Origin of the sequence: Sphingobacterium zeae (assembly GCF_030818895.1) — a bacterium.
Taxonomy (GTDB): Bacteria; Bacteroidota; Bacteroidia; order Sphingobacteriales; family Sphingobacteriaceae; genus Sphingobacterium; species Sphingobacterium zeae.
Genome location: NZ_JAUTBA010000001.1, coordinates 1,189,757 through 1,212,973 on the forward strand (window position 1 = coordinate 1,189,757; position 23,217 = coordinate 1,212,973).

Here is a 23,217-nt window from a genome sequence, read left to right on the forward strand (position 1 = left end):
TCCTATGCTATAACTAAAATTCGCCAAATGGCAGAGATGGCCATACACAGAAAAGCCAGCGGTGTCAATACTTTCCAACATAAACTCATCAATTGGTCTGCACGTAACCGCGGTAATGTCCAACGGATCCACATTTGGATGCCTACAATAAGGAATGATTTGGCTAAAGTCCAAAATATTCCCCAGGCTAAACCAGTCGTCCAATCTGCGAGGCGTACAGCCCCAATGTTTGGTAATGGCGTGTTCCATCCGCCTAAAAAGAGGACAACACCCAACATCGATACCAAAAACATCATGGCGTACTCAGCCAGAAAGATAAACGCAAATTGTATTCCACCATATTCCGTATGGAAACCACCCACCAGTTCAGATTCGGCTTCCGGAATATCAAAAGGAGCACGATTACACTCGGCAAGGGTAGCGATAAAGAATATGATGTAGGTGATAATCAAATGCGGAGCCTGAAAAATATTCCAGGCGAAGAGACCGCCAATCTCATTAACTTCCCAGATACCCAGGAATTTAATGCTCCCATTGGTCAGGATCCCCTGACCAATAGCGATTTCATTCAGGTTTAGGGTTTGTGTAAGCATGACAACTGTAATCAGCGAAAGGCCTACCGGTATTTCATAGGATACCATCTGTGCAATGGCACGCATGGAGCCTAACAAAGAATATTTATTGTTGGAACCCCAACCAGCCATTAAAATGCCCAAAGCATCAATGGAAATTATCGCCATAATGAAGAATAAACCGGTATGCGTATCGGCTGGAATAAAATCTTTTGCCCAAGGAATAACGGCAAATCCTGTAAAGACGGCAACAAAAATAATGATAGGAGCAATCCTAAAGAGAATCTTATCTGCAGATGAAGGGGTGATCAGTTCTTTTTGGAGTAATTTGAGAATATCAGCGATGGTTTGAAGACTACCATACTTTCCAGTTTCCATGGGGCCTAGCCGGTCTTGGACAAATCCCGCAATCTTTCGCTCGGCATATACTGCAAATAAGGTAAATGCTGCTATAAAGGTAAAAATAGCAATAGGAACCAAGATATGTAGTACATTTTCTAGCAAGTCTTATTTATAATGATTTTTAATAAGAGACCAATTAATACGCAAACTTAACGAAAAACAGGGAATTTAGATAGGGAAAAATTAAAATATACTTAACAAGTAGTTTATCGTGACAATAGCGTAACGATGAGCCACTGTTTATTGTTTGATTGAATGCCTCATTCGTACATCCAAAGATTCAAAGGTGCTGCATTAAAAAGAAAAAAGCATCCTATAAGGATGCTTTTTCGGATATAAATCGAAACCGAATTAACGATTTGAGAATTCAACGTAGTCACGTTCTGTATGGCCAACGTATACTTGTCTAGGACGACCGATAGGCTCTTTGTTTTCACGCATTTCTTTCCATTGTGCAATCCATCCTGGAAGACGGCCTAAGGCAAATAATACAGTAAACATATCTGCTTTGAAACCTAATGCACGGTAGATGATACCTGAATAGAAGTCAACATTTGGATAAAGTTTTCTATCGATGAAGTATTGGTCATTCAATGCCGCTTCTTCTAATTTCTTCGCGATATCCAATACAGGGTCTTGCACACCTAATTTTTCCAAAATATCGTCACATGCTTTTTTGATGATTTTAGCACGTGGATCAAAGTTTTTATACACGCGGTGACCAAATCCCATTAAACGGAAAGGATCGTTTTTGTCTTTCGCTTTGGCAAGATATTTTTCGGCATCACCACCATCATTTTTAATAGCTTCTAACATTTCAATTACCGCCTGATTTGCACCACCATGCAAAGGGCCCCATAATGCATTAATACCTGAAGCGACAGATGCATAGAGGTTTGCATTTGACGAACCTACGATGCGAACGGTAGATGTCGAACAGTTCTGCTCGTGATCAGCATGCAAAATCAGCAACTTGTGCATAGCATCAATGACAACCGGATCGAACGTTTTTTCGTCGTTAACTTCTCCGAACAACATATTCAGGAAGTTGTCGATGTAGCCAAGGTTATTTTTGGGGTATACAACAGGGTGTCCTAATGATTTCTTCTGAATCCAAGAAACGATCGTTGGCATTTTTGCCAAAAGATTGATGATCGTTTGATCCTCTTCTTCATCTGTTAAGTTTGGGTTTAAAGATTCTGGGTAAAATGCCGATAATGCACCAACTAAACAGGAAAGTTGTCCCATTGGATGCGATTTGGAAGGAAATCCAGCGAAGAAATTTTTCATGTCCTCGTGAATCATCATTTGCTTTTTGATGTCAGCTCTGAATTTTTCCAATACCTCTTTTTTAGGAAGCTCTCCATAAATCAACAAATAAGCAACCTCCAGGAAAGTCGATTTCTCTGCCAATTGTTCAATGGGATATCCTCTATATCGCAATATGCCTTTTTCACCGTCAAGGAAAGTAATCGCACTCTTCGTAGCACCCGTATTTTTATATCCTGGGTCTAATGTAATAAATCCGCTTAGATCTCTTAATTTGGAAATATCAACTGCTTTTTCATTCTCAGTACCGACAACGACCGGAAGGTCATACGAAGTTCCGTCTAAATTTATAGATGCTTTATCTGACATGTTTATATATTATCTTATATCTGATTTGTTATGCTAATCTCACAAATTTAACTATTTGATATTTAAAACTGAAAGTTCTTTTGGAATTAAAATGACATGACTGCGTCATTTTGGATAATATTCACGAACTATTTACCTAAATAAGCAAATTATGTATACAGATTTAACATTACCTTATTCTACAAAGCGTTAATCTATTTTCCGCTGAGCAACCTTTCCTTTATCTTCAAAATTTCCATGTTTACCTGATCCGAAGAAAGGAATGATAACAAAGCAGACGAGCACGATCGAAGTCACGGTCAGTATCCCGGTGGTCCATAGAATTTTATTGAAATTTTCGGCGTCTAATAGCCGGATGCCCCACATTCCTAAAAGGAAATAGGTAGCAATGAAAAGAATCACCAAAGTGAATAGTATACCAAATATATATTTCATGATGAGTTATATTTTGTTGAGGATCTGTTTCTTAAGTGCGTCGAATTCTTCTTGCGTAATGATGTTTTCACGAAGTAGCAGTTGCATCTTTTGGAGCTTTTCCACGAAGTCGCCTTCTTGCTGTATATGCCCTTTGATCTCGTCCTTTTGAAGGTCAAACTGCTTACCCAGTTCCATACCGACGCCAAGTTGTGCGCCCACTCCCGCAATCCCACCTTCATTCTTAGCGGCGTCTCGAAGCGCACGTAATTTTTCTAATTCAACATAGCTTAGGCCGGCTTGCTGTGCGGCTTGATTTTGTGTGGTTAGGTCGGCGATTTCTCCAATTCTACGTTGCGTATTCGCATCAAATTGGGTTCCTAAAATTTTAAAATCTGTAATGTCGAGCCCGAGATCTTTAAAATCTTGTTCTACCGCAGTCTTGATATCGTTGGATAGTAATGCTAATTGGCTGTCAATTTCGTTATAACCCAGCTTCTTCTGTGCAATCTGTGTGGTTATTTGTTGGGGAATGCGATTATTGAGGATGTCCTGGATGACCGCTGTGCTGACCGTATTTTGATTGGCTACAATGTTTTTATAGAAATGCACCGGTTCCTTGATGAGGTAAGAGAACGTGCCATTCAAGCCGATTTCTACGGGTAAGTTGTAATGAGGGTCGATATATTTTATTGGAGATCCAGTTCCCCAGGATTGATTTACAATAGCTGCCGTACGAAAAAAGTAGATATACAGTTTGTGTTCGGATTCGAAATTTTGCCGTAGTCGTGCTAACGTAGTAAAAAATGGATGGTTGTCCGTTTTGAGGTTATACGTTCCAGGCTCGGTGAGCAGGCTCTCACCTTTTCCTTCATACACAAGAATGCATCCCTGCCCTGGAGCGAGGATTAGTTTGCTGGAATTTTTGATCTCATTCCTTTCGGATGGAAATTTATACCATAATAATCGAGGGTCTTGGTTTTTCCACTCGATAACTTCAGAAAGTTGGTTATTAAAAAGATTAAATAGTCCCATAGTTATTAATTTAGCGTGTCGAATTTGGGATTATACCCTTCAAATTTGTTGATTTGTTTTCCATTATTATCAAAATAATAATAATCACTCGAGCCTCTTACAATAAAGCCGTCTTTTAACAGTGTCCCATTTCCGTAGATGGACTTGAGGTCAGTAGTAAACGTTTTTTGTATGGCCCCAGTTGTGATGTCCAATAGTTGGATCTGGAAAGGATCGTCTTCAGCTGGTGTGGGCTTATAGGCGATAAGGAGCGTTTTGTCATTCTGGGCGACGACTATCGGCTGAAAGTAAAGTCTGCCTGGTGTAAAGTCTTTGAAGTTAATCAAACGCGCTCCTTTAAATTGCCACGGATTGATTAATACTTTTTTATAGGGATCTCGGTCTGTAAAAATACCCGATCCGCCATAATCCTTATCCCAAGAAAACCGTGGGGTATCTTTTGGATATCCATATTGATAATGGTAAGTATATTGGATTAACTGAATTTTTTCCTCTGGATAATAGCTGGACTTACTTGAAAAAGTAAACTCCGTTTTTGTCGTTGGATTTGGAAGTTTCTTTCTTCTTTCCTCGTAAAGCACTTTATCCGGTATCGCCTTATTTATTAAAGGGTAATAAGCCAGATTTTGACCTTCATTATTGATAATTTGATAAGCGGAACCATAGTCTTCATACTTAAATTCAACTTTGGCTATGCCAGTACTTAAAGATGGAGCATCTTTCACATAATTTTCTAAAACACTCTTATACGTGAGCGTGTTTTTGTCGAGTTGATAGATGTATTTGGACTTGACGATGATGTAAAGGTTTTGATCTTCAAATACCTGAAGTTTAACGTCGCTGCTCGATAATTCAACAGGAGTCTCCATCAATGCTTTTACCCATTCTTTTTTACCTGTTTTAGGGTCAAAAAGCCCAATGTATACCTTGTTGTCTTTGGCTGAATCCATTCTTTTCCTAAATGTTCCTACATTACCAACGACCACCACATGCGGCGTATTATTTTTGTCCATGAATAACGTGTTACTCGCATAGTTCCATTCAAGCGGCTCAGCCTCTTCTTTCTCGTTCGCTGAATTGGAACCACTATAAGTCGAATAACTTGGCTCAGGCTTCTTGGAAAAAATAGCACTGATCGCCCCGATGATAAACATGACCGCGATAAATCCGACAACGGCGAACAGAACAATCCGTAGGGCTTTATATTGATCTGTATTGTTGCGCGGATAGTTGTAGTTGTGATTGATATTGATGTCGTCGCTATCGAGAAAAAATTCTGTTCCGCAGCTGTCACATTTATAATAATCAGGACGTAGTGTGGTGATTTTTATACTCCCACAATGCGGGCATTTGATCGCTTTAATATTTTTAGCCATTTATCTTAATTGTATTTAACTTAAATCATCTTCTTACTTTTTTATGCTTCCAATCGATCGGATTGCATTGAATTTATCCAGTTGATTTTTTTCTTTCCAATGGAGGACACGATTTATAGTGAATTTAGAATTAAAATAATCCTATAACAAATTTTCTGCCAGCTAACTTATATTCGTGGGATTTGAATTTAAATACGCAGGAAATGAGCCGTTTGTTTTTTGATCTAATCCGACTGATGCTATTTACTGTCGATTATATAACTCAGTATAAAAAGATTTTTTATATTTACGAATTATTCGTAGGTTAGTGAAAGATTAGATAAAGTAGATACAGGCATGGAAAAATTAACAGCACAGGAAGAACAGGCAATGCAGTCGATTTGGAGTCTCAATGGAGGATTTATAAAGGAGATCTTAGATAATATCAAAGGTGAAAAGATGCCTTATACCACCTTAGCTTCAACAGTAAAGAATCTGGAACGTAAAGAATTTGTGAAAGCAGTGCGTTATGCCAACGCCAAGCGCTATGAACCAATGGTGAGTGAGGAAGATTATAAAGCAAAATTTATGAATTCCTTTGTCGGTGATTATTTTAAAAATTCTTATAAGGAGATGGTATCTTTCTTTGTGCAGGAAGAGAAATTAACAGCTGATGAATTAAAGGAAATTATGGACATGATTAAGCATAATAAATCTTGATAGCATGGAAAGCTTACTCACCTATATTATACAAATCAACCTGTTGTTGGGTATTATCTATTTGGGGTATATCGGTTTATTGAGCGGGTTGACGTTCTATTCCCTAAATCGGGTATACTTTCTAGTAGGCGGACTTTTTGCTTTTATATATCCGTTTCTTGATTTAAAGTCTTTGTTCGTACAGCGCGGGTTGAATATGGGGGGAGTAGGGGAGCAGTTTTCACTTTATATGACGGAGCCGGAGGTCCAACAACAGCTATCTTTAGGAAGGCTGGTGGAAATCCTGTTTGTGATCGGTGCCGTTTTATTGTTATTGAAATTTGTGTTTCAATTATTGAGTTTATTGCGGATTCATCTGAATTCGAAGTCCGATCAATGGCGGACGTATTTATTCCGGAATGTGCTTATTCCGGTTGTTCCATTTTCGTTTTTGAATAAAATATATGTCAATAAGGGGCAGCATCAGGAGGTTGAACTGAAAGATATTTTTAAGCATGAGGATATTCATGTGAAAGGCCTTCACAGTGTGGATATTTTATTGTTTGAGATGATATTGGTATGTTGTTGGTACAATCCCTTCGTTTGGCTCATGCGCAGGGCCATTCGCCAAAATTTGGAGTTCTTGACTGATCAACAGGTCCTTGATAAAGGAGCGGACAAGCAGACCTACCAGTACAGCTTATTGAATGTGTCCAAAAAGGGGGGCTCGGTGGGATTGAGCAATCAATTTAATTTTAAACTCTTAAAACGGCGTATTGTGATGATGAACAAGAAACGATCATCGAAATTAGAGCTCAGCAAATATGCCTTTCTTTTACCGGTATTTTTATTGACGGGAGCAGCATTTACAGTAAGTAAAGTCGAGGGGAGTATAGAGGGGGTCGTTGAGCAGGTAAATAAGACAACGGTTATCCAGTTGGACAAGGACTTACAAGTTGATGTTGCTTTGCCAGCAAAGATAAGTAACAAGGTAAGTAAGTCTTTAGCGGAAGGCTTGCTTGCCAGGCAAATGACAAAAGATACCTTGAAGCCAAAAGGTGTAATGGATACGATTCATTTTCGGGCCAATATGAAGCCTGAAAAGGAGCCACTCTATTCAACCATTATGTCTGCTATTCCATCGTCGGAAATCGAATCGATTAATGTAATTAAGAATAATGGTAAGGCAATATATGGTGAAAAAGGGAAGAATGGTGTTATTCTTGTCACGTTGAGAAAAAACGGTTCACCTATGGTAATGAATCAGCCCTTTACTTTTACTTATGATAAAAAGGACGATGCAGTTAATGTTCCCAAGATTAAGATGAATGGAAACCCTACGAAAGTTGTTGTGGCGAGCTATAAATCTATAAATACGACTGAACCGGATCTCAAAGGCCGAACGGAGGGAATCTCTGGAAATAGCATTGGGTTATCAGATGATGGGGCGAGGAAAGCTGCTGTCCGCAGTATTGAGTTTCGTGGAGTTCATGCATCTAAGGAAAACCCCCTACTTGTAATCGACGGGAAAATTGTCGAAAACGCCCAGTTAAGTGGGTTAGACCCGAATACAATCGATAACATATCGGTTTTGAAAAATAATCCTGCTACTGCACGATATGGCGATCAGGCGGAGAATGGCGTTGTCATTGTGACCACTAAGGCTTATATGAAGGAGCATCCTGAAGCATTATCTTCTGATGTTGAGGATCGTTTGTCAGGGAAAGTAAAGAAAGTAATTAGGATCGAGTTGGATAAAGAAAAAGGTGAAGCGGTTAAAAAAGAGAGGGGAGAATAATCCATTCAAATCGGGTTGTGTACAATAATAACACAACGCCGACGCCTAATATAAGGTCTATACACAAGAAGCGCGTAAGAGTTACACAAAAAAAGCCGATCTAGTCGGCTTTTTTTATTTCGTATTCAGATTTGTCATGGTTAGCTCGATGCCGATATTAACAAAACTCTGGATCATTTTAACGGAATGGTCTATCAGAGCCGGTAACTCTGCTTGTTCATCTTTATCAAAAGGGCCAAGTACATAATCTACCTGTCTGCCTTTTGGATAGTTGTCTCCAATGCCGAAACGTAAACGGGGATATGCTTGTCCACCGCAAAGCTGTTCAATGGATTTTAGTCCGTTGTGACCAGCGCTACTTCCTTTGGGCTTCATGCGTAGTGAGCCGAAAGGGATCGCCAAATCATCCACAATTACCAATACATGCTCAATTGGGACTTTACATTGTTGCATATAATAATTAACAGCCTTTCCACTTAAGTTCATGTATGTCGTAGGTTTAATGACGGTGACATTATGCCCTCTTTGCTTAAATTCGCTATAATAGGCTAATTTCAGCAAGGAGAAGCTAGCACTGGCCTGTTTAACAAGCTCATCGGCAACCATAAAACCGATATTATGCCTTGTGTCGGCATATTCACTGCCAATATTGCCTAATCCAACGATAAGATAATTCATGATGCAAAAATAAAAAATTTAGTAAACAAAAAAAGCACCGAAATCCGGTGCTTTCTGCAGTATCTTAAAATCTTGTTCAGATTATTTTTTACCACCTTTAGTTGCTTTAGCAGCTTCTTGTTCAGCTTGACGCAATGCACGAGACATGATTACCGATACGATTGTATCATCAGCATTGTTCAATACTTTTGCGTTTTCTAATTGAATTTGACCCACACGAACTGATTTACCAACCTCTAAAGATTCCATTGGTACTTCAATTTCTTGCGGTAAGTTTGCAGGTAAAGCTTTTACGCGTAAATTACGTAATTTTTGAACTAATTTACCCCCCATTTTAACACCTGGAGAAGTTCCTGTTAATTTGATAGGAATATTCAATGATACTTCTTTGTCATCAAATAACTCTAAAAAGTCAACGTGAGTAACTAAATCAGTTAATGGGTGGAATTGTGCGTCTTGAACGATAGCTCTTTTAGTTTGACCTTCAATGTTTAATTCAACAATGACTACGTCAGCAGTGTAAAGAACTGGTTTCAAATCAGCTGCGGATACAGAAAGAGCTGTTTGCTCTGTACCACCGTAAAGTACTGCTGGTACTAAGCCTTGGTAACGCAATTCTTTTGCATCTCTTTTCCCTACGTTCTGTCTTACAGAACCGCTAATAGCAATTGATTTCATCTTTAATTTTTTTATAAATTTGAGGTGCAAAGATAATCTAATTTCTGATATTATCAAAAAAAATGATGCCGCTATTCTTTCGAAAACAGGCACTTATTCAAGATTATGAACTTTTCCATTCTCATGATTATACCTATTCTAATTTACTGATCAGCTCAATGTAAGAACAAATAGATACCATTTTCTATATTAAAACCGAAATATGACTCTTTTAGTACGGAAATAGCAAGGGGTTAACAGGGGTTTTACCCCTGTTAACCCCCTGTTGTCCACTTGGTCATGTAGGAATTGATATAAATCAAGTATTGTTCACTTATGTAGGAACTAAAAAGCTATTCGCCCAGGGCTAAAAAAGAAGAACCACGCGAAATAGTATTTTTAAATAGTTGTTGCTTTTAGAAAAGGGTGGGGGCCATAAAAAAAAAGACTCTGGTCGTTTCGCTTAAGGCTTCACGTACCAGAGTCCAATATTTTATAAAACGCAACGCTTATTCTACTTCAAATAAGTCAGAAATAGAAGAGTGTTGATTGACGCTTTTTATGGCTTTCGCAAATAAGTCTGCTGTGGATAACACTTTGATTTTGGTCGATTGTTTTGCTTTTTCTGGATCCAATTGAATCGTATCTGTTACGATCATTTCTGACAATACAGAATTTTCAATGGTTTCATAAGCTTTTCCTGATAGCACAGCATGTGTACAAACTGCTCTGACAGATTTTGCTCCGTTTTCCATAATCAATGCCGCTGCTTTTGAAAGCGTACCTGCCGTATCACAGATATCATCGATCAAAACAACATCTTGACCTGTAACGTCACCAATGATCGACATTGATTCGATTTCATTCGCACGCTTACGGCGTTTATCACAGATAATAACTTCCGCATTGAAAAATTTAGCAAAAGTACGTGCTCGGTACGAACCACCCATATCTGGAGAAGCAATCGTTAAATTCGGAAGTTTTAATGATTTGATATAAGGAACAAAGATAATAGAGCCATCCAGATGATCAACAGGGATATCGAAAAACCCTTGGATTTGAGCTGCGTGTAGGTCCATCGTCATGATGCGGTGGATACCAGCAGCGGTCAACAGATTAGCAATCATTTTAGCGCCGATAGCAACTCTTGGTTTGTCTTTTCGATCTTGTCTTGCAAAACCAAAGTAAGGGACTACCGCTGTGATGTAATGCGCTGAAGCTCTCTTCGCTGCATCTGTCATCAATAATAATTCAAAAAGATTGTCGGTAGGTTGGTTGGTTGACTGGATAATGAAAACATCGCTTCCGCGAACAGATTCATTGTAGAATGGTTGAATCTCACCGTCGCTAAAACGTGATAATGTTTTGTCTCCTAGTGGTTTCCCGTAAGATTGTGCGATTTTTTCGGCCAGTTCTGTAGTGCCAGAACCTGCAAATAGTTTAACCGTGTTGAATTGCAAAGGCATGGTTTTGTATATTTATGTTGGGTTGTTGTATTGTCGTTTATTCAATATTTTTATTCCCTGACTATTTTTTAAAGTTAAACATTAAAAAAAATGGATTGTTTTCACAATCCATATATGCTTAACTTTAAAAGTTGTCCGACCTGGATTCGAACCAAGACAAACAGAACCAAAAACTGTCGTACTACCCTTATACTATCGGACAATGTCTCTAAAAAGTCAACGTTTCCGTCTTTTTCTTTTTGACGACGCAAAGATAGAGATTTGTTTTAAAAATCAAAATGCAATTTAAAAAAATCTGAACCCTTTTATAAATATAAGCCTTGCATATAACGCAGAAAAGGCTTGCATTTGCAAGCCTTTTCTATTGTTTGTTGTCCGACCTGGATTCGAACCAAGACAAACAGAACCAAAAACTGTCGTACTACCCTTATACTATCGGACAAACAATTCAAAAGTGTTTTCGATCGTGATGATGTCGTTCACATTTGATGATGCAAATATACGGACTATTCTTATTTCTGCAAATAAAAATGTCCTGTAAAGTGCATTTCGGCTGATTTTCAAATAAATAATTTTTCTTTGATGCCGAAAAATCTTTACATCACCCCTTTTTCAGTGGTGCTGTCGGTCTATAAAAGTATGTGCGTACAGTTTTATATCCTTTCTTTACAGCCAATATCGGCTCACATAATGAAATTGTTTCAATCAATATGTGTTAAAAAATCAGAATAAAGTTCATTTCTTATTAACTTATCCTTATTTTCGAGCCGTATTAATAATACTTTTTACAGTTATCATTTTATGAACTATACTAAAATCAACAATCTTTTAGGATGGATATGTGCGCTAATTGCAACAGTAGCATATGTCATGACTGCCGAACGATCGACGAGTTGGTGGGACTGTGGTGAGTTTATCGCTTCAGCCTTCAAGCTTCAAATTGTGCACCAGCCGGGAGCACCTTTATTCTTAATGATTCAGAATATATTCTCCAACCTTGCTGGTGGAGATGTTACACGAATTGCATTCTGGATGAATGTCGGATCGGCGGTATGTAGTGGTCTGACCATTTTGTTTTTGTTTTGGACAATTACAGCCTTAGCAAAGAAAATCGTTGTAAAGGGTGTTGATGGATCGTATACGTCGACCGATTTAATTAAAATATTTGGTTCGGGTGCTGTAGGAGCATTGGCCTATGCTTTTACAGATACCTTTTGGTTTTCTGCCGTAGAGTCTGAGGTTTATGCGATGTCTTCTTTATGTACTGCAGTAGTATTTTGGGGGATTTTAAAATGGGAAAACCACGCCGATGAGGCTGGTGCGGACCGCTGGTTGATCTTTATCGCCTATGTGATGGGCCTTTCTATCGGGGTACACTTACTCAACTTATTGGTAATTCCTGCAATTGCTTTGGTGATTTATTTTAAGCGTTCAAAAACAGTTACCTCTTCGGGAGCAATAAAAGCGTTTTTAACAGGTGTCGTTGTTTTGGCCCTCATTTTATGGGGTATTATCCAATATACGGTGAAAGCTGCGGCTTATTTTGATCTATTTTTTGTAAACACCTTAGGAATGGGCTTTGGGACCGGATTTAATCTGTTCATGATTTTAGCTGTCGCTTTATTTGTCTATGGTATTTGGTATTCAATCAAGAAGGTTAAACCCATGTTGAATCTGATTTTGATCAGCACTGCGTTTATTGTTTTTGGTTATAGCTCTTTTGCCATGATCATGGTACGTGCCAAGGCCAATCCAACCTTAAATAACAGTGATCCAGATAATGCATTTTCTTTTGTAAGCTATTTGGGACGCGAGCAATATGCTAGTGAGCCGCTTTTAAATGGTCCGACATTTGATGCGCAGGTGGTTGATGCTGAGCCGACCTATACGTATAGAAAAGATAAGGACAAATATACGAAGGTGGAAAATGGTATGGACTATAAATATGATAAGACCATGTTTTTCCCACGTGTCTACAGCTCACGAGATCAAGGACATATCGAATATTACCGTGATTATTTGAAAATTCCAGATGGGCAGTCTCCGACTTTTGCCGATAACCTCAAGTTCTTTTTCAGTTATCAGATCGGACATATGTATGGCCGTTATTTCTTGTGGAATTTTGCCGGCCGGCAAAATGACCAACAAGGTCAAGGGTCGTTTACAGAGGGTAATTGGCAGGCGGGTATCAAGCCGATTGATCAAATGCATAATGGTGGGCAAAATGCTATTCCGGATTCATTAAAGACTGATCCATCGAATAATAAATATTACTTCCTGCCTTTGATTATTGGTTTAATTGGCGCATTCTGGCATTTTGGAAAGCGGCAACGTGATGCGGGAATCGTCGGTTTATTGTTTTTCTTTACTGGGCTAGCCATTGTATTGTATTTAAATCAGAGCCCACTTCAGCCTCGTGAGCGTGACTATGCCTATGCAGGTTCTTTCTATGCTTTTGCCATCTGGATCGGACTAGGGGTTTTCGCTATTGCCGATTATTTAAGCAAAAAAATGGATGGTAAAATTGCTGCTGGTGCAGCTACAGTTGCTTGTTTGTTGGGTGCTCCGGTATTGTTGGGCTTCCAGAACTGGGATGATCACGATCGCTCGGAGAAGACGACCGCCCGCGATTTAGCGAAAAACTACCTGGCTTCTTGCGCGCCAAATGCAATCTTGTTTACCTATGGTGACAACGATACCTATCCGTTGTGGTATGTTCAGGAAGTTGAAAATTATCGTCCGGATGTACGCGTGGTGAATTTAAGTTTATTGAGTTCCGACTGGTACATGCGTCAGATGAAGCAAAAAGTGAATCAGGCCGACGGTTTGCCAATCAATATTGATGATGAAAAGTTCAAAAAAGGCGTGCGTGAGGTACTTTACTATCAGGATATGAAAGTACCGGGACATGTTGATCTGGATTTGATTATGCAAATTTTATTATCGGACGATCAAAAGAATAAATTGGAATTGAGAGGTGGTAAGTTTGAAAACTTCCTGCCGACCAAAAACTTTAGCCTTCCGGTGAATAAAGAGTCTGTTCTGAAAAATAATGTAGTGCCTAAAGCATGGCAAGAATCCATTGTCGATACCATGAGCTGGACTTACAATAGAAATTATATTTCTAGAGCGGAGCTGTCCATCTTAAACGTATTGTTAAATAACGATTGGAAACGTCCAATTTATTTTGCGGCGACAGTTCCAAATGATAATTACCTTGGTTTAGATAAGTATTTGGTGCAAGAGGGCTTTGCATTGCGCTTAATGCCTATTTCAACTCCTGCAGGAGCAGAAGGTACATTGGTCGATACTCAGTCTGCTTATAAAGACATTACCACAAAATATCAATGGGGTAATATGGCACATGCTTCTTACTTGGATCCAGAGTCTTACCGGATGATTACCATGATTACAAATACAGTAATGGGTGGTACGGCGACACAATTGATGATGGAAGGTCGTAAGGATGAAGCACGTAAAGTTGCCGTCGAAACTTATGAAAATATGCCGAAGCGTGTTTATCTGATGCGTGATATTTTGGGGTATATTCCAATTATCAATGTGTTGTATGAAACAGGTGAAACGAAACGTGCAAATGAGATCGTAAACCGTAACCTGAAATTTATGACGCAAAATATGCGGTGGTATCAAGATATTGCACAGACAAAGCCTGAGCTGGAATATTCTAATATTGGTACAGCTTTACGCGCATTGGGTGCCTATAAGAGCATTTTGGCTACCACGTCGGAAAAACAGTTACTACAGCAGGTGACCGATTTGGAGAAATTATATAAACAACAGTATGGTGTTGAGTAATTGTTAGCGATACCATTTTAAGATAAGGGCTGCCCTTTGTTACAGATATTCAAAACAGAAATTTGTAGCAAAGGGCAGCTTTTTTTTTGATTATTTTTTCTTAGCTTAAGGGCTTATAAACCGACCCGAATGAGGAGGAGATTCTTCTATAGAAAAGCTCATTATACAGATGTGCCTGGTATTGGCGCTTTTGCCTTGTCTTTATAGTCATCTAAGAAGGTGTCGAGTGCGGAATGATAAAGCAAGTGATTTAGAATGCCGGATGTAAGGTGTTCTTTTGCCAATGAAAATCATACTAAACAAATAGCATATGAAACGTCAATTAAAATTGTGGGATGCAGTGATGCTGGTCATGGGGTCGATGATCGGGAGTGGTATTTTTATTGTATCGAGCGATATGATGCGGCAGTTAGGGTCCGGATATTGGTTGGCGGTCGTGTGGTTGTTGACGGCTTTGGCAACGGTCGCAGCTGCAATCTGCTATGGCGAATTGTCATCGATGTATCCAAAGGCTGGTGGACAATACACCTATCTGACAGCAATATTTGGGAAGCCTATCGGCTTTTTATATGGTTGGAGCTTATTTACGGTCATTCAAACAGGGACGATAGCAGCGGTAGCAGTGGCCTTTGGTAAGTTTACGGCCTATCTTATCCCGCAGTTGAATGATGCTCCACCACTGTTCCAGCGTGGGGAATTTAAGATTACCTGGATCCAGATTCTCGCAATGGGCGTGATAATGCTCCTTACCTTTATTAATACCAGGGGAATTAAAAGTGGAAAAACTGTCCAATCTTTTTTTACCTCTGCAAAAATTATTGCTTTAATTTTGTTGATTTTAGGTGGTTTGTTCTTGATTAAACAAAATCATTTTTCGGAAAACATGGCTTACGGTTGGGATTCTTTCCAGAATTTAAAAGGTGTAGGCTGGTCGCAGATCTCTGGAGGCGCTTTGATGGGAGCATTAGCTGCTGCGATGGTAGGTTCGGTATTTAGTAGTGTGGCCTGGGAAAATGTAACGTTTGTTTCGGGTGAGATTGTCAATCCACAGCGTAATGTTGTACGCGCCTTGGTAATCGGTACAAGCTTGGTGATGCTGCTCTATATCAGTTGTAATTACATTTACCTGGCGGCTTTGAGTAGAGAGGAGATCGCTTTTGCTGCCAATGATCGGGTCGCGATTGCGGCCGCTGAGAAAATATTAGGCCATAGTGGTACAATAGCGATGGCGATTTTAGTTATGATCTCGACATTTGGTTGTGTCAACGGTCTTGCATTGTCAGGGGCGCGTGTTTTTCAGACCATGGCCAAAGATGGTTTGTTTTTGAAACAGGCAATTCCCAACAACAAGTACGATGTGCCGGCAAGATCATTGTGGCTACAGGGGATTTGGGCTTCATTGCTTTGTCTAAGCGGCCAGTACGGGAATTTGCTGGATATGATATCCTTTGTGATTGTCATATTCTATATGATCACGGTACTCGGTGTCATTATTCAGCGTGTCAGAAGACCCGATTTAGAGCGCTCCTATAAAACGTTCCTATTTCCGGTTACACCAATCTTATATCTTGTGATAGGTACGGTTTTTTGTGTGTTACTGATTATTTATAAACCGCAATATACCTGGCCTGGATTTATACTTGTCTTGATTGGTGTGCCTGTGTATTTTTTTGCACGAAATAATAAACCTGTCGAGCGAGAGGAATAATTTTCGTAGAGAACCTGTCGATGCTATGGAGTTTTCCATAAATAGTTGCTAGTAAGTGTTATGTATGAGTATAAAAATCTGTAGATATGCTGAAGTAATAGGTTTTCAAATTTTATGGAAAGAAAGATATACTTTGTTTAAATCACTTTCTAATCGTGTGCCAGTGGGATGCGAGTGGTGAAATTAATTGCTGTTCATGGCGTTATTTCTATAAAAAAAGTGTAGCTTTGCTCAAACATTCCCATAATGAAACAGTCGATTTTATTAGACGGACCAAAATTTCAAATCACAATTCAAAGACTATGTCGTCAATTGATTGAGAATCACGGTGATTTTTCAAATGCTGTCGTCATAGGTATTCAACCCCGAGGAACTTTCTTAGCGAGACGTATTGTCAAAGAGCTTGAACAAATGATCGGTAAAGAGATTTTAGTTGGCGATTTGGACATTACCTTTTACCGCGACGACTTTCGCACGAAAGGAAATGCTGGTCCACTCTTAGCAAATAGCACAAATATCAATTTTATTGTAGAAGGTAAGGAGGTCATTTTTATAGATGACGTCTTATGGACAGGACGTACTATTCGTGCCGCAATGGATGCTGTACAGGCCTTTGGCCGTGCAAAGCGAATAGAATTGCTTGTTTTGGTCGATCGTAGATTCTCAAGACAGATTCCTATTCAACCTGATTATATCGGCATACAGGTCGATTCAATTGATTCGCAAAAAGTAATTGTTAACTGGAAAGAGTCAGATGATCAGGATAGCATTATCCTGATTACAGAAAAGAAGACGTCAGCTGGCGATTAATAGAAGTGCCTCAAAGTCCTAAAGTCTATTTTGGCCCTTGGGAACGAGCACTTTCAATACAAAATGATTAGTAAATATTTGAATACGCTAAAATGTCATCTGTAGCAGAACAACTAAGTACCCGCCATTTATTGGGGATCAAAGATCTAAAAGAAAACGACATCCAATTGATCCTGGATACAGCAAGTAATTTTAAAGAAGTATTAAACAGACCGATTAAAAAGGTTCCTTCCTTACGGGATATTACAATCGCCAACGTTTTTTTTGAAAACTCTACGCGCACACGTCTATCTTTTGAACTTGCTGAAAAGAGACTCTCTGCAGATATTGTTAATTTCGCAGCATCATCGTCCTCCGTAAGTAAAGGAGAGACGCTGATAGATACTGTCAACAATATTCTCGCGATGAAGGTTGATATGATTGTGATGCGACATCCTTATGCTGGGGCAGGGGTATTTTTAAGTAAGCATGTTGATGCACAGATTGTCAATGCAGGTGACGGAGCACATGAACATCCTACGCAAGCTTTATTGGACTCTTTTTCAATCCGCGAGCGTTATGGCGATGTGGCTGGTCGTAAAGTTGCTATAGTAGGCGATATCACCCACTCACGGGTTGCGCTTTCTAATATCTTATGTCTTCAAAAGCAGGGTGCGGAAGTGATGGTCTGTGGACCCACCACATTAATTCCGAAACATATCACTTCATTGGGGGTAAAAGTGGAGCACGATTTGAGGAAGGCGCTCAATTGGTGTGACGTAGCAAATATGTTAAGAATTCAATTGGAACGCCAAGATATTGCTTATTTCCCATCATTAAGAGAGTACTCCATGCTTTATGGGCTGAATAAAGGAATTTTGGACTCTTTGGATAAACCCATCACGATTATGCACCCCGGACCGATCAACCGTGGCGTCGAAATTACATCAGACGTTGCCGACAGTGAACATTCCATTATTTTGGATCAGGTCGAAAACGGTGTTGCTGTACGTATGGCTGTGTTGTACTTATTGGCAGGACAACGCGGATAGTCGGAATCGGCTTTAACAATATTATGCCTGACTTTATTTTTTGTCGGGCATATTTTTTGTGCAAAATTTCCGTTATAATACAGTATTATTCACAGATGTTAATAACTTTTGTGTAAAATAGCTCAATTAAAGTATAATTTAGTAAAATGAATAAAACTATCTCTTTAGCAGTGGAGATTTGAATTGAATTTCGATAAATTTGAAGCGATCTTAGTAACCTATAATAGGGAAGGATTGTTCATTTTACTCGCGTTTCAGGGCAATTTTATCAGGGTTTAGGAGGAGATTCATTTACATTTGCAGATAAATAACATATTAAGGTTTCACATATTATGTATAAGAAGATTTACCAGGTGGGAGTTGCATTAACCGTTATGGCGACGCCAGCATTAGCGCAACAGACAGAATGGCAACAAATCAACAAGGCGTATAAAACGGGGATGGAGTTGTTTGAACGCGGAAAATTTAGTGCCGCTTCAGTGCAATTTGATCGTGTTGAAGCTTTGCGGACAAAATCCAATTTGCAATTGGATGAGACAGAGGAGCTTTCTTTATTGAAAGAAAATGTCCGGTATTATCAAGCTGTTTGCGCCTTGGAATTGGGAGAGTCTGATGCCGAAAATCGTTTTTTGAAATACATTAAAGATTTCCCTGTGAGTGCAAATGCCAAAGCAGCTTACTTTCAGATCGGTAAATCTTACTATGCTAAAAAAGACTACGTTAAAGCGCTAGAATGGTTTAACAAGATTGATAGCAAAAATCTTGCGGGTAAAGAGAATGTTGAATACCGCTTTAAGTATGGTTATGCTTCCTTTATGACGAAAGATTATAAGGCAGCGAAACCTTTATTTGAAAGCTTAAAAGATCAGAAAACTGAATTTCAGGAGGCATCTATTTATTATTACGCTTATCTTTCCTACCTAGATGCCGAATATAAAACGGCGTTGAATGAATTTGAGCGTCTCAATGGATCTAAGCAGTTCGAAAATAGCTACCCTTATTATATCACGGCTTTATATTTCTTGGATAAACGCTACGACGATGTGCTGAATTATGCATTGCCAATTTTGTCGCGTACAAAGCAAGAAAATGAAACAGAGATGTTCCGTATTGTCGCGGCGACCTACTTTATCAAAGGCGACTTAAAAACGTCCAAAGCGTATTACGATAAATTCCAGGCACAAGATCAAGGTAAAACACAGAATAATCAGGATAGCTACCAAATCGGTTATATCGCTTATAAATTGAAAGATTATGATAAGGCGATCACTGAATTGGAAAAGATGACTGATCCAGATGCATATTATCAGTCTGCGATGATTACCCTGGGGGATGCCTTCTTGAAGAAAGGCAATAAGCAATCTGCACGTAACGCATTTTTCCGTGCTTCGAAACTGGATTTTGATCCAGCGATGCAAGAAGAGGGCTTGTTCAACTATGCGAAGCTTTCATATGAATTAGAATTTCACCAGGTCGCATTGGCTTCGACACAGGAATATCTAAAAACGTACCCAAAATCGAAACGTTTGGAGGAAGCGAAAACACTGCTTGCTGAAGTGTTGCTGAGCACAAAGAATTACCGCGAGGCAGTAGATATTTTGGAGTCTATTCCTAAACGTGGTAAAGAAGCAAACTCCGCCTATCAAAAAGTAACCTATTATAGAGGTTTGGAATATTATAACGAACGTGCTTTTGAAAATGCAATCTCCTTATTCATGCGTTCTGAGCAGTTTCGTTATGATGAGGAAATTTATGCTTTAGCAACGTATTGGAAAGCAGAAGCGATGTATGAAGTTCGTAAATACGGTGAAGCCGTAACCAATTTCAATAAATTTCTACGTTTGCCTGGAGCTAGTAAAACCGATGTGTATGGTTATGCCAATTATGCTTTAGCCTACGCTGCTTTCCGTAATGGTAATTATAATACTGCGGCTAATTATTTCGAGCGTTTTCTCGCCTCGGGTGGCTCAAAGGGTATAGAGATGAATACACGTAACGATGCCATCGCACGTTTGGGTGACTCGTACTTCTCTTCCAAAAATTACGGCCGAGCTTTAACAGAATATAATAAATTAATCTCTTCTAAAGCACCTAGTCAGGATTACGCATTGTTCCAAAGAGGTATTATCCAAGGATTGCAAGGGGATAATAACGGTAAAATTGCTACGTTGAATGCTGTTATTGCGCAATTCCCGAATTCTAATTATGCCGACGATATTGCCTTTGAGATTCCTTATACACGTTTCTTAATGGGAGAAAGTGATCAGGCCATTGCTGGACTCCAAACCATGGTGGAAAAATATCCGCGCAGCAGTTATGTACCACGTGCTTTGGTAACAATTGGTCTGGTTCAGTATAATCAAGATAACAATGATGCTGCGCTGGCAACATTCCAACGTGTGGTCGATCAGTATGCTTCAACGGACGAAGCCAGACAGGCTATGCGCTCCATTGAAAATATCTATTTGGACAAGGGCGACGCGACTGGTTATATTAAATATGCAACAGGTACCAACCTTGGTGATGTTTCGAAATCAGAGCAAGATTCCCGTTCATTCTCCACCGCGACAACTTTATTTTCAAGAGGAAATTACAAAGGCGCTGTAGAAGCTGTAAATGCGTACTTTGATAAATTCCCTAAACCAAATCAAGAGAAATATGCGCGTTTTATCCGTGCCGAAAGTAATGCTGCCCTAGGAAATACCGAGGATGCGTTACATGATTACAATATTATTTTGAATGACTGGACTTCCCCTTATACAGAGCGCACGCTGATTTCTGTCTCTAATTTGTATTTGAAACAAAAGAAATACAATGAGGCTACGCAGTTATTGAAAAAGCTCGAGCTTACTTCTGAATACAAATCCAATTATGGTTTTGCAATCAACAATTTGATGGTTTCTTATTATCAAATTGGAGATTATAAAGAAGCATTAAATTATACCAATGCGGTTAAAAATTACGAAAAATCTTCGGAAGAGGAGATCGCAAATGCCTACTTATATGCCGGTAAATGTTACGTGAAGCAAAATAAGAAAGCTGAAGCAATGAAAGAATTTAGTTTAGCTGCATTGAAGAGCCGTACGGTTTATGGGGCAGAAGCAAAATACAATGTTGCTCTGCTGCAATTGGAAAATAAACAATATGATGCTTGTATTAAAACGGCAATGGATCTATCTGATAATTTCTCTTCGTACGAATATTGGGTTGCGAAAAGCTTTATTACGATGGCTGATGCTTATGCCGGTAAAGGAGATACCTTCCAGGCCAAAGCTACGCTTGAATCAATTGTGGATAACTATGATGCGAAAGACGATATTTTGCCTGCAGCAAAAGAACGTCTAAATAAATTGAACAACAAAAAGAAATAGGATATAATGAAGAAGTTGCAAAATAGAAACGTGAAGAAATATACTTTAGCAGCGCTTTTGATGGGCGTGGGATTGAATTCTTTTGCACAAGAAACAGGCAAGAAGAATGATCCTGAGAAACCAGTCACTATCGATTCTTTTGATGTTGTTCGTGATTATAAACCCATTCTTGCGGATGCTGTGAAAATTCGGCGCAGTCCGGATATGACCAATAAAAGGGAATACCAGCCCAAGTTGACCTACAACAATATTTTGGATAAGAAATTGGATATCAATACTGGATTGAAACAGTTAAATGTGCAGGAGATTCCTTTCGCACAACCTTTTGAGCATAGTAGCAACTATGTCAAGTTTGGTATCGGTAACTATAACAGTATATTGGGCGAGGCTTATTTAGCTTCTGAACAGTATGAGAATACGCGATTCGGCTTATTTGCAAAGCATCTGAGCCAAAAGGGTAATATTGACGGACAGAAGTTCAGTACACAAGATATTGGTGTTTTTGGTCGCCGGGTGTTGGATGCGGTAACAGTAAAGGGGACGCTTGGTTACAATCGTTATGGTACAAATTTCTATGGTCAGACCTTTGATCAATCGGGAACAACATTGTTAAATACAAGTCCAGATAAACAGACATTTACAGATATCTATTTAAATGGTGAACTATCGAGTAATGTAGATCCCAAAAATGAACAGGCGATCAGCTACTCGGCGAAAGTTGACGGCTATTTATTTAAAGATGCCTACAAAGCCAAAGAAAATTCCATCGCATTATCTGGTTATCTGAACAAGCGTTTAAGTGCATTTAATGTCGGTGCAAATGTGAGCGTGACGATGAATAACGTGAAAGATAGTGCTGAAGTAAAGAATCATTTAGCCGTAGTCAATCCGTATATTCGTTTTAAAGGCGATAATTATAACGTTACCTTGGGAGCAAATTTAACTTCCGAATTTGGTGATAGCTCACGGTTCAATATTTTTCCTTCAGTAGAAGCTGATTTTGCTTTGGCACCTGAATATATCTCTTTGTTTGCCGGAATTAATGGGGGAGTAAAGCAAGCTTCTTTCCGCAGCTTTGCGAAAGAAAATCCTTATTTGGCCCCGAACGCTAAAATGATTAATTCGATCGAGAAAATGAACATTTATGCGGGATTAAAAGGGAATGCCGGAGCAACTTTTGGTTATAAAGTAAAGGTATTCTACAAACAGATCGAGGGCCTGCCTTTATTTAAAAATAGTGCATTTGGCGATACCCAAAATGGTTATGTTCCTTGGGCATTCGATGTCGTTTATGATGGCGTGATCAATAAGGCGAAGCATATGGGATTTGAAGGTGAAATTAATGTGCGCCTTTCACAACTGGTTAATCTAGGAGGTAGGGTGTATATCGACGATTATAATTTGAGCGATGAAGAGGAAGCTTGGGGATTGCCAAAATTCCGCATGCAGGCCAATGCGCGTTTCAATATCTCTGATAAACTTTTCGTAGATGCTGAACTTTCTACTCAGGGTAACACGTATGCATATATCTATGATTATGATACAGATGGCAGCCGTATTACTGGCAGTGGTCATAAGGCAACAATCGCTTCGTTCGCTGATCTTAATGCAGGCGCAGAATATCGGGTCAAAAAGCAATTTGGTATTTTCGTCAAAGCAAATAATATCTTTGGAAAAGAATACGAACGTTATATGTATTACCCACGATTGGGCTTTAATGTAATTGGTGGTCTTAATTATTCGTTTTAACGAATTAAGATTATAAAT

Annotated in this window: 16 protein-coding genes; 8 read left to right on the top strand and 8 right to left on the bottom strand. The window is 39.1% G+C overall.

All coding sequences use genetic code 11. The features are described from left to right. Positions 1 to 2: 2 nt before the first annotated feature. The 5 genes from nuoH to QE382_RS04835 all read right to left on the bottom strand — a co-directional run bounded on the left by nuoH (position 3) and on the right by QE382_RS04835 (position 5,437). The gene (nuoH, locus tag QE382_RS04815; RefSeq protein ID WP_209580543.1) at positions 3 to 1,076 is read right to left on the bottom strand and encodes an NADH-quinone oxidoreductase subunit NuoH; all 1,074 of its coding nucleotides are present in this window, start codon (positions 1,074 to 1,076) and stop codon (positions 3 to 5) included. A 249-nt stretch (positions 1,077 to 1,325) separates the two neighbouring features. Then, complete coding sequence (locus tag QE382_RS04820) at positions 1,326 to 2,612, bottom strand: citrate synthase (RefSeq protein WP_209580544.1); 1,287 nt, start codon at positions 2,610 to 2,612, stop codon at positions 1,326 to 1,328. Positions 2,613 to 2,801: 189 nt separating this feature from the next. Next, entirely contained in the window at positions 2,802 to 3,047 is a 246-nt protein-coding gene (locus tag QE382_RS04825; RefSeq protein ID WP_307184913.1) for a hypothetical protein, read from the bottom strand. 6 nt (positions 3,048 to 3,053) lie between these two features. Then, positions 3,054 to 4,061: an SPFH domain-containing protein gene (locus QE382_RS04830; RefSeq protein WP_307184914.1), complete on the bottom strand. Its 1,008-nt coding sequence runs from the start codon at positions 4,059 to 4,061 to the stop codon at positions 3,054 to 3,056. 5 nt (positions 4,062 to 4,066) lie between these two features. Continuing rightward, positions 4,067 to 5,437, bottom strand: a complete 1,371-nt coding sequence (locus QE382_RS04835) for a hypothetical protein (RefSeq protein WP_307184915.1) — start codon at positions 5,435 to 5,437, stop codon at positions 4,067 to 4,069. 336 nt (positions 5,438 to 5,773) lie between these two features. Between QE382_RS04835 and QE382_RS04840 the strand changes: the two genes are divergently transcribed. Then, positions 5,774 to 6,136, top strand: a complete 363-nt coding sequence (locus QE382_RS04840) for a BlaI/MecI/CopY family transcriptional regulator (protein WP_307184916.1) — start codon at positions 5,774 to 5,776, stop codon at positions 6,134 to 6,136. A gap of 4 nt (positions 6,137 to 6,140) precedes the next feature. Then, the gene (locus QE382_RS04845) at positions 6,141 to 7,913 is read left to right on the top strand and encodes a M56 family metallopeptidase (protein ID WP_307184917.1); all 1,773 of its coding nucleotides are present in this window, start codon (positions 6,141 to 6,143) and stop codon (positions 7,911 to 7,913) included. A 114-nt stretch (positions 7,914 to 8,027) separates the two neighbouring features. On the opposite strand, the gene pth is transcribed toward QE382_RS04845, so the two are convergent. The 3 genes from pth to QE382_RS04860 all read right to left on the bottom strand — a co-directional run bounded on the left by pth (position 8,028) and on the right by QE382_RS04860 (position 10,714). Beyond that, entirely contained in the window at positions 8,028 to 8,591 is a 564-nt protein-coding gene (gene pth / locus QE382_RS04850; RefSeq protein ID WP_209580561.1) for an aminoacyl-tRNA hydrolase, read from the bottom strand. Between the two features lie 81 nt (positions 8,592 to 8,672). After that, a complete protein-coding gene (locus tag QE382_RS04855; protein WP_307184918.1) occupies positions 8,673 to 9,269 on the bottom strand; it encodes a 50S ribosomal protein L25/general stress protein Ctc in 597 nt (198 codons plus the stop codon). 488 nt (positions 9,270 to 9,757) lie between these two features. Continuing rightward, entirely contained in the window at positions 9,758 to 10,714 is a 957-nt protein-coding gene (locus QE382_RS04860; protein WP_293883805.1) for a ribose-phosphate pyrophosphokinase, read from the bottom strand. A gap of 801 nt (positions 10,715 to 11,515) precedes the next feature. On the opposite strand from QE382_RS04860, the gene QE382_RS04865 reads away from it, so the two are divergent. The 6 genes from QE382_RS04865 (at position 11,516) to QE382_RS04890 (ending at position 23,199) form a co-directional block, all read left to right on the top strand. Beyond that, entirely contained in the window at positions 11,516 to 14,530 is a 3,015-nt protein-coding gene (locus QE382_RS04865) for a glycosyltransferase family 117 protein (protein ID WP_307184919.1), read from the top strand. Positions 14,531 to 14,840: 310 nt separating this feature from the next. Next, positions 14,841 to 16,238, top strand: coding sequence for an APC family permease (locus QE382_RS04870; RefSeq protein WP_307184920.1), 1,398 nt, complete (start codon positions 14,841 to 14,843; stop codon positions 16,236 to 16,238). A gap of 246 nt (positions 16,239 to 16,484) precedes the next feature. Next, positions 16,485 to 17,048 carry a bifunctional pyr operon transcriptional regulator/uracil phosphoribosyltransferase PyrR gene (pyrR, locus tag QE382_RS04875; RefSeq protein WP_209580570.1) on the top strand — a complete coding sequence of 188 codons (564 nt, stop codon included), beginning with the start codon at positions 16,485 to 16,487 and terminating at the stop codon, positions 17,046 to 17,048. Between the two features lie 92 nt (positions 17,049 to 17,140). Beyond that, entirely contained in the window at positions 17,141 to 18,079 is a 939-nt protein-coding gene (locus QE382_RS04880; protein WP_307184921.1) for an aspartate carbamoyltransferase catalytic subunit, read from the top strand. Between the two features lie 332 nt (positions 18,080 to 18,411). Beyond that, on the top strand, positions 18,412 to 21,450 hold the full coding sequence (locus tag QE382_RS04885) for a tetratricopeptide repeat protein (protein ID WP_307184922.1): 3,039 nt from the start codon (positions 18,412 to 18,414) through the stop codon (positions 21,448 to 21,450). A gap of 6 nt (positions 21,451 to 21,456) precedes the next feature. Beyond that, positions 21,457 to 23,199: a TonB-dependent receptor gene (locus QE382_RS04890; protein ID WP_307184923.1), complete on the top strand. Its 1,743-nt coding sequence runs from the start codon at positions 21,457 to 21,459 to the stop codon at positions 23,197 to 23,199. Positions 23,200 to 23,217 lie beyond the last annotated feature (18 nt).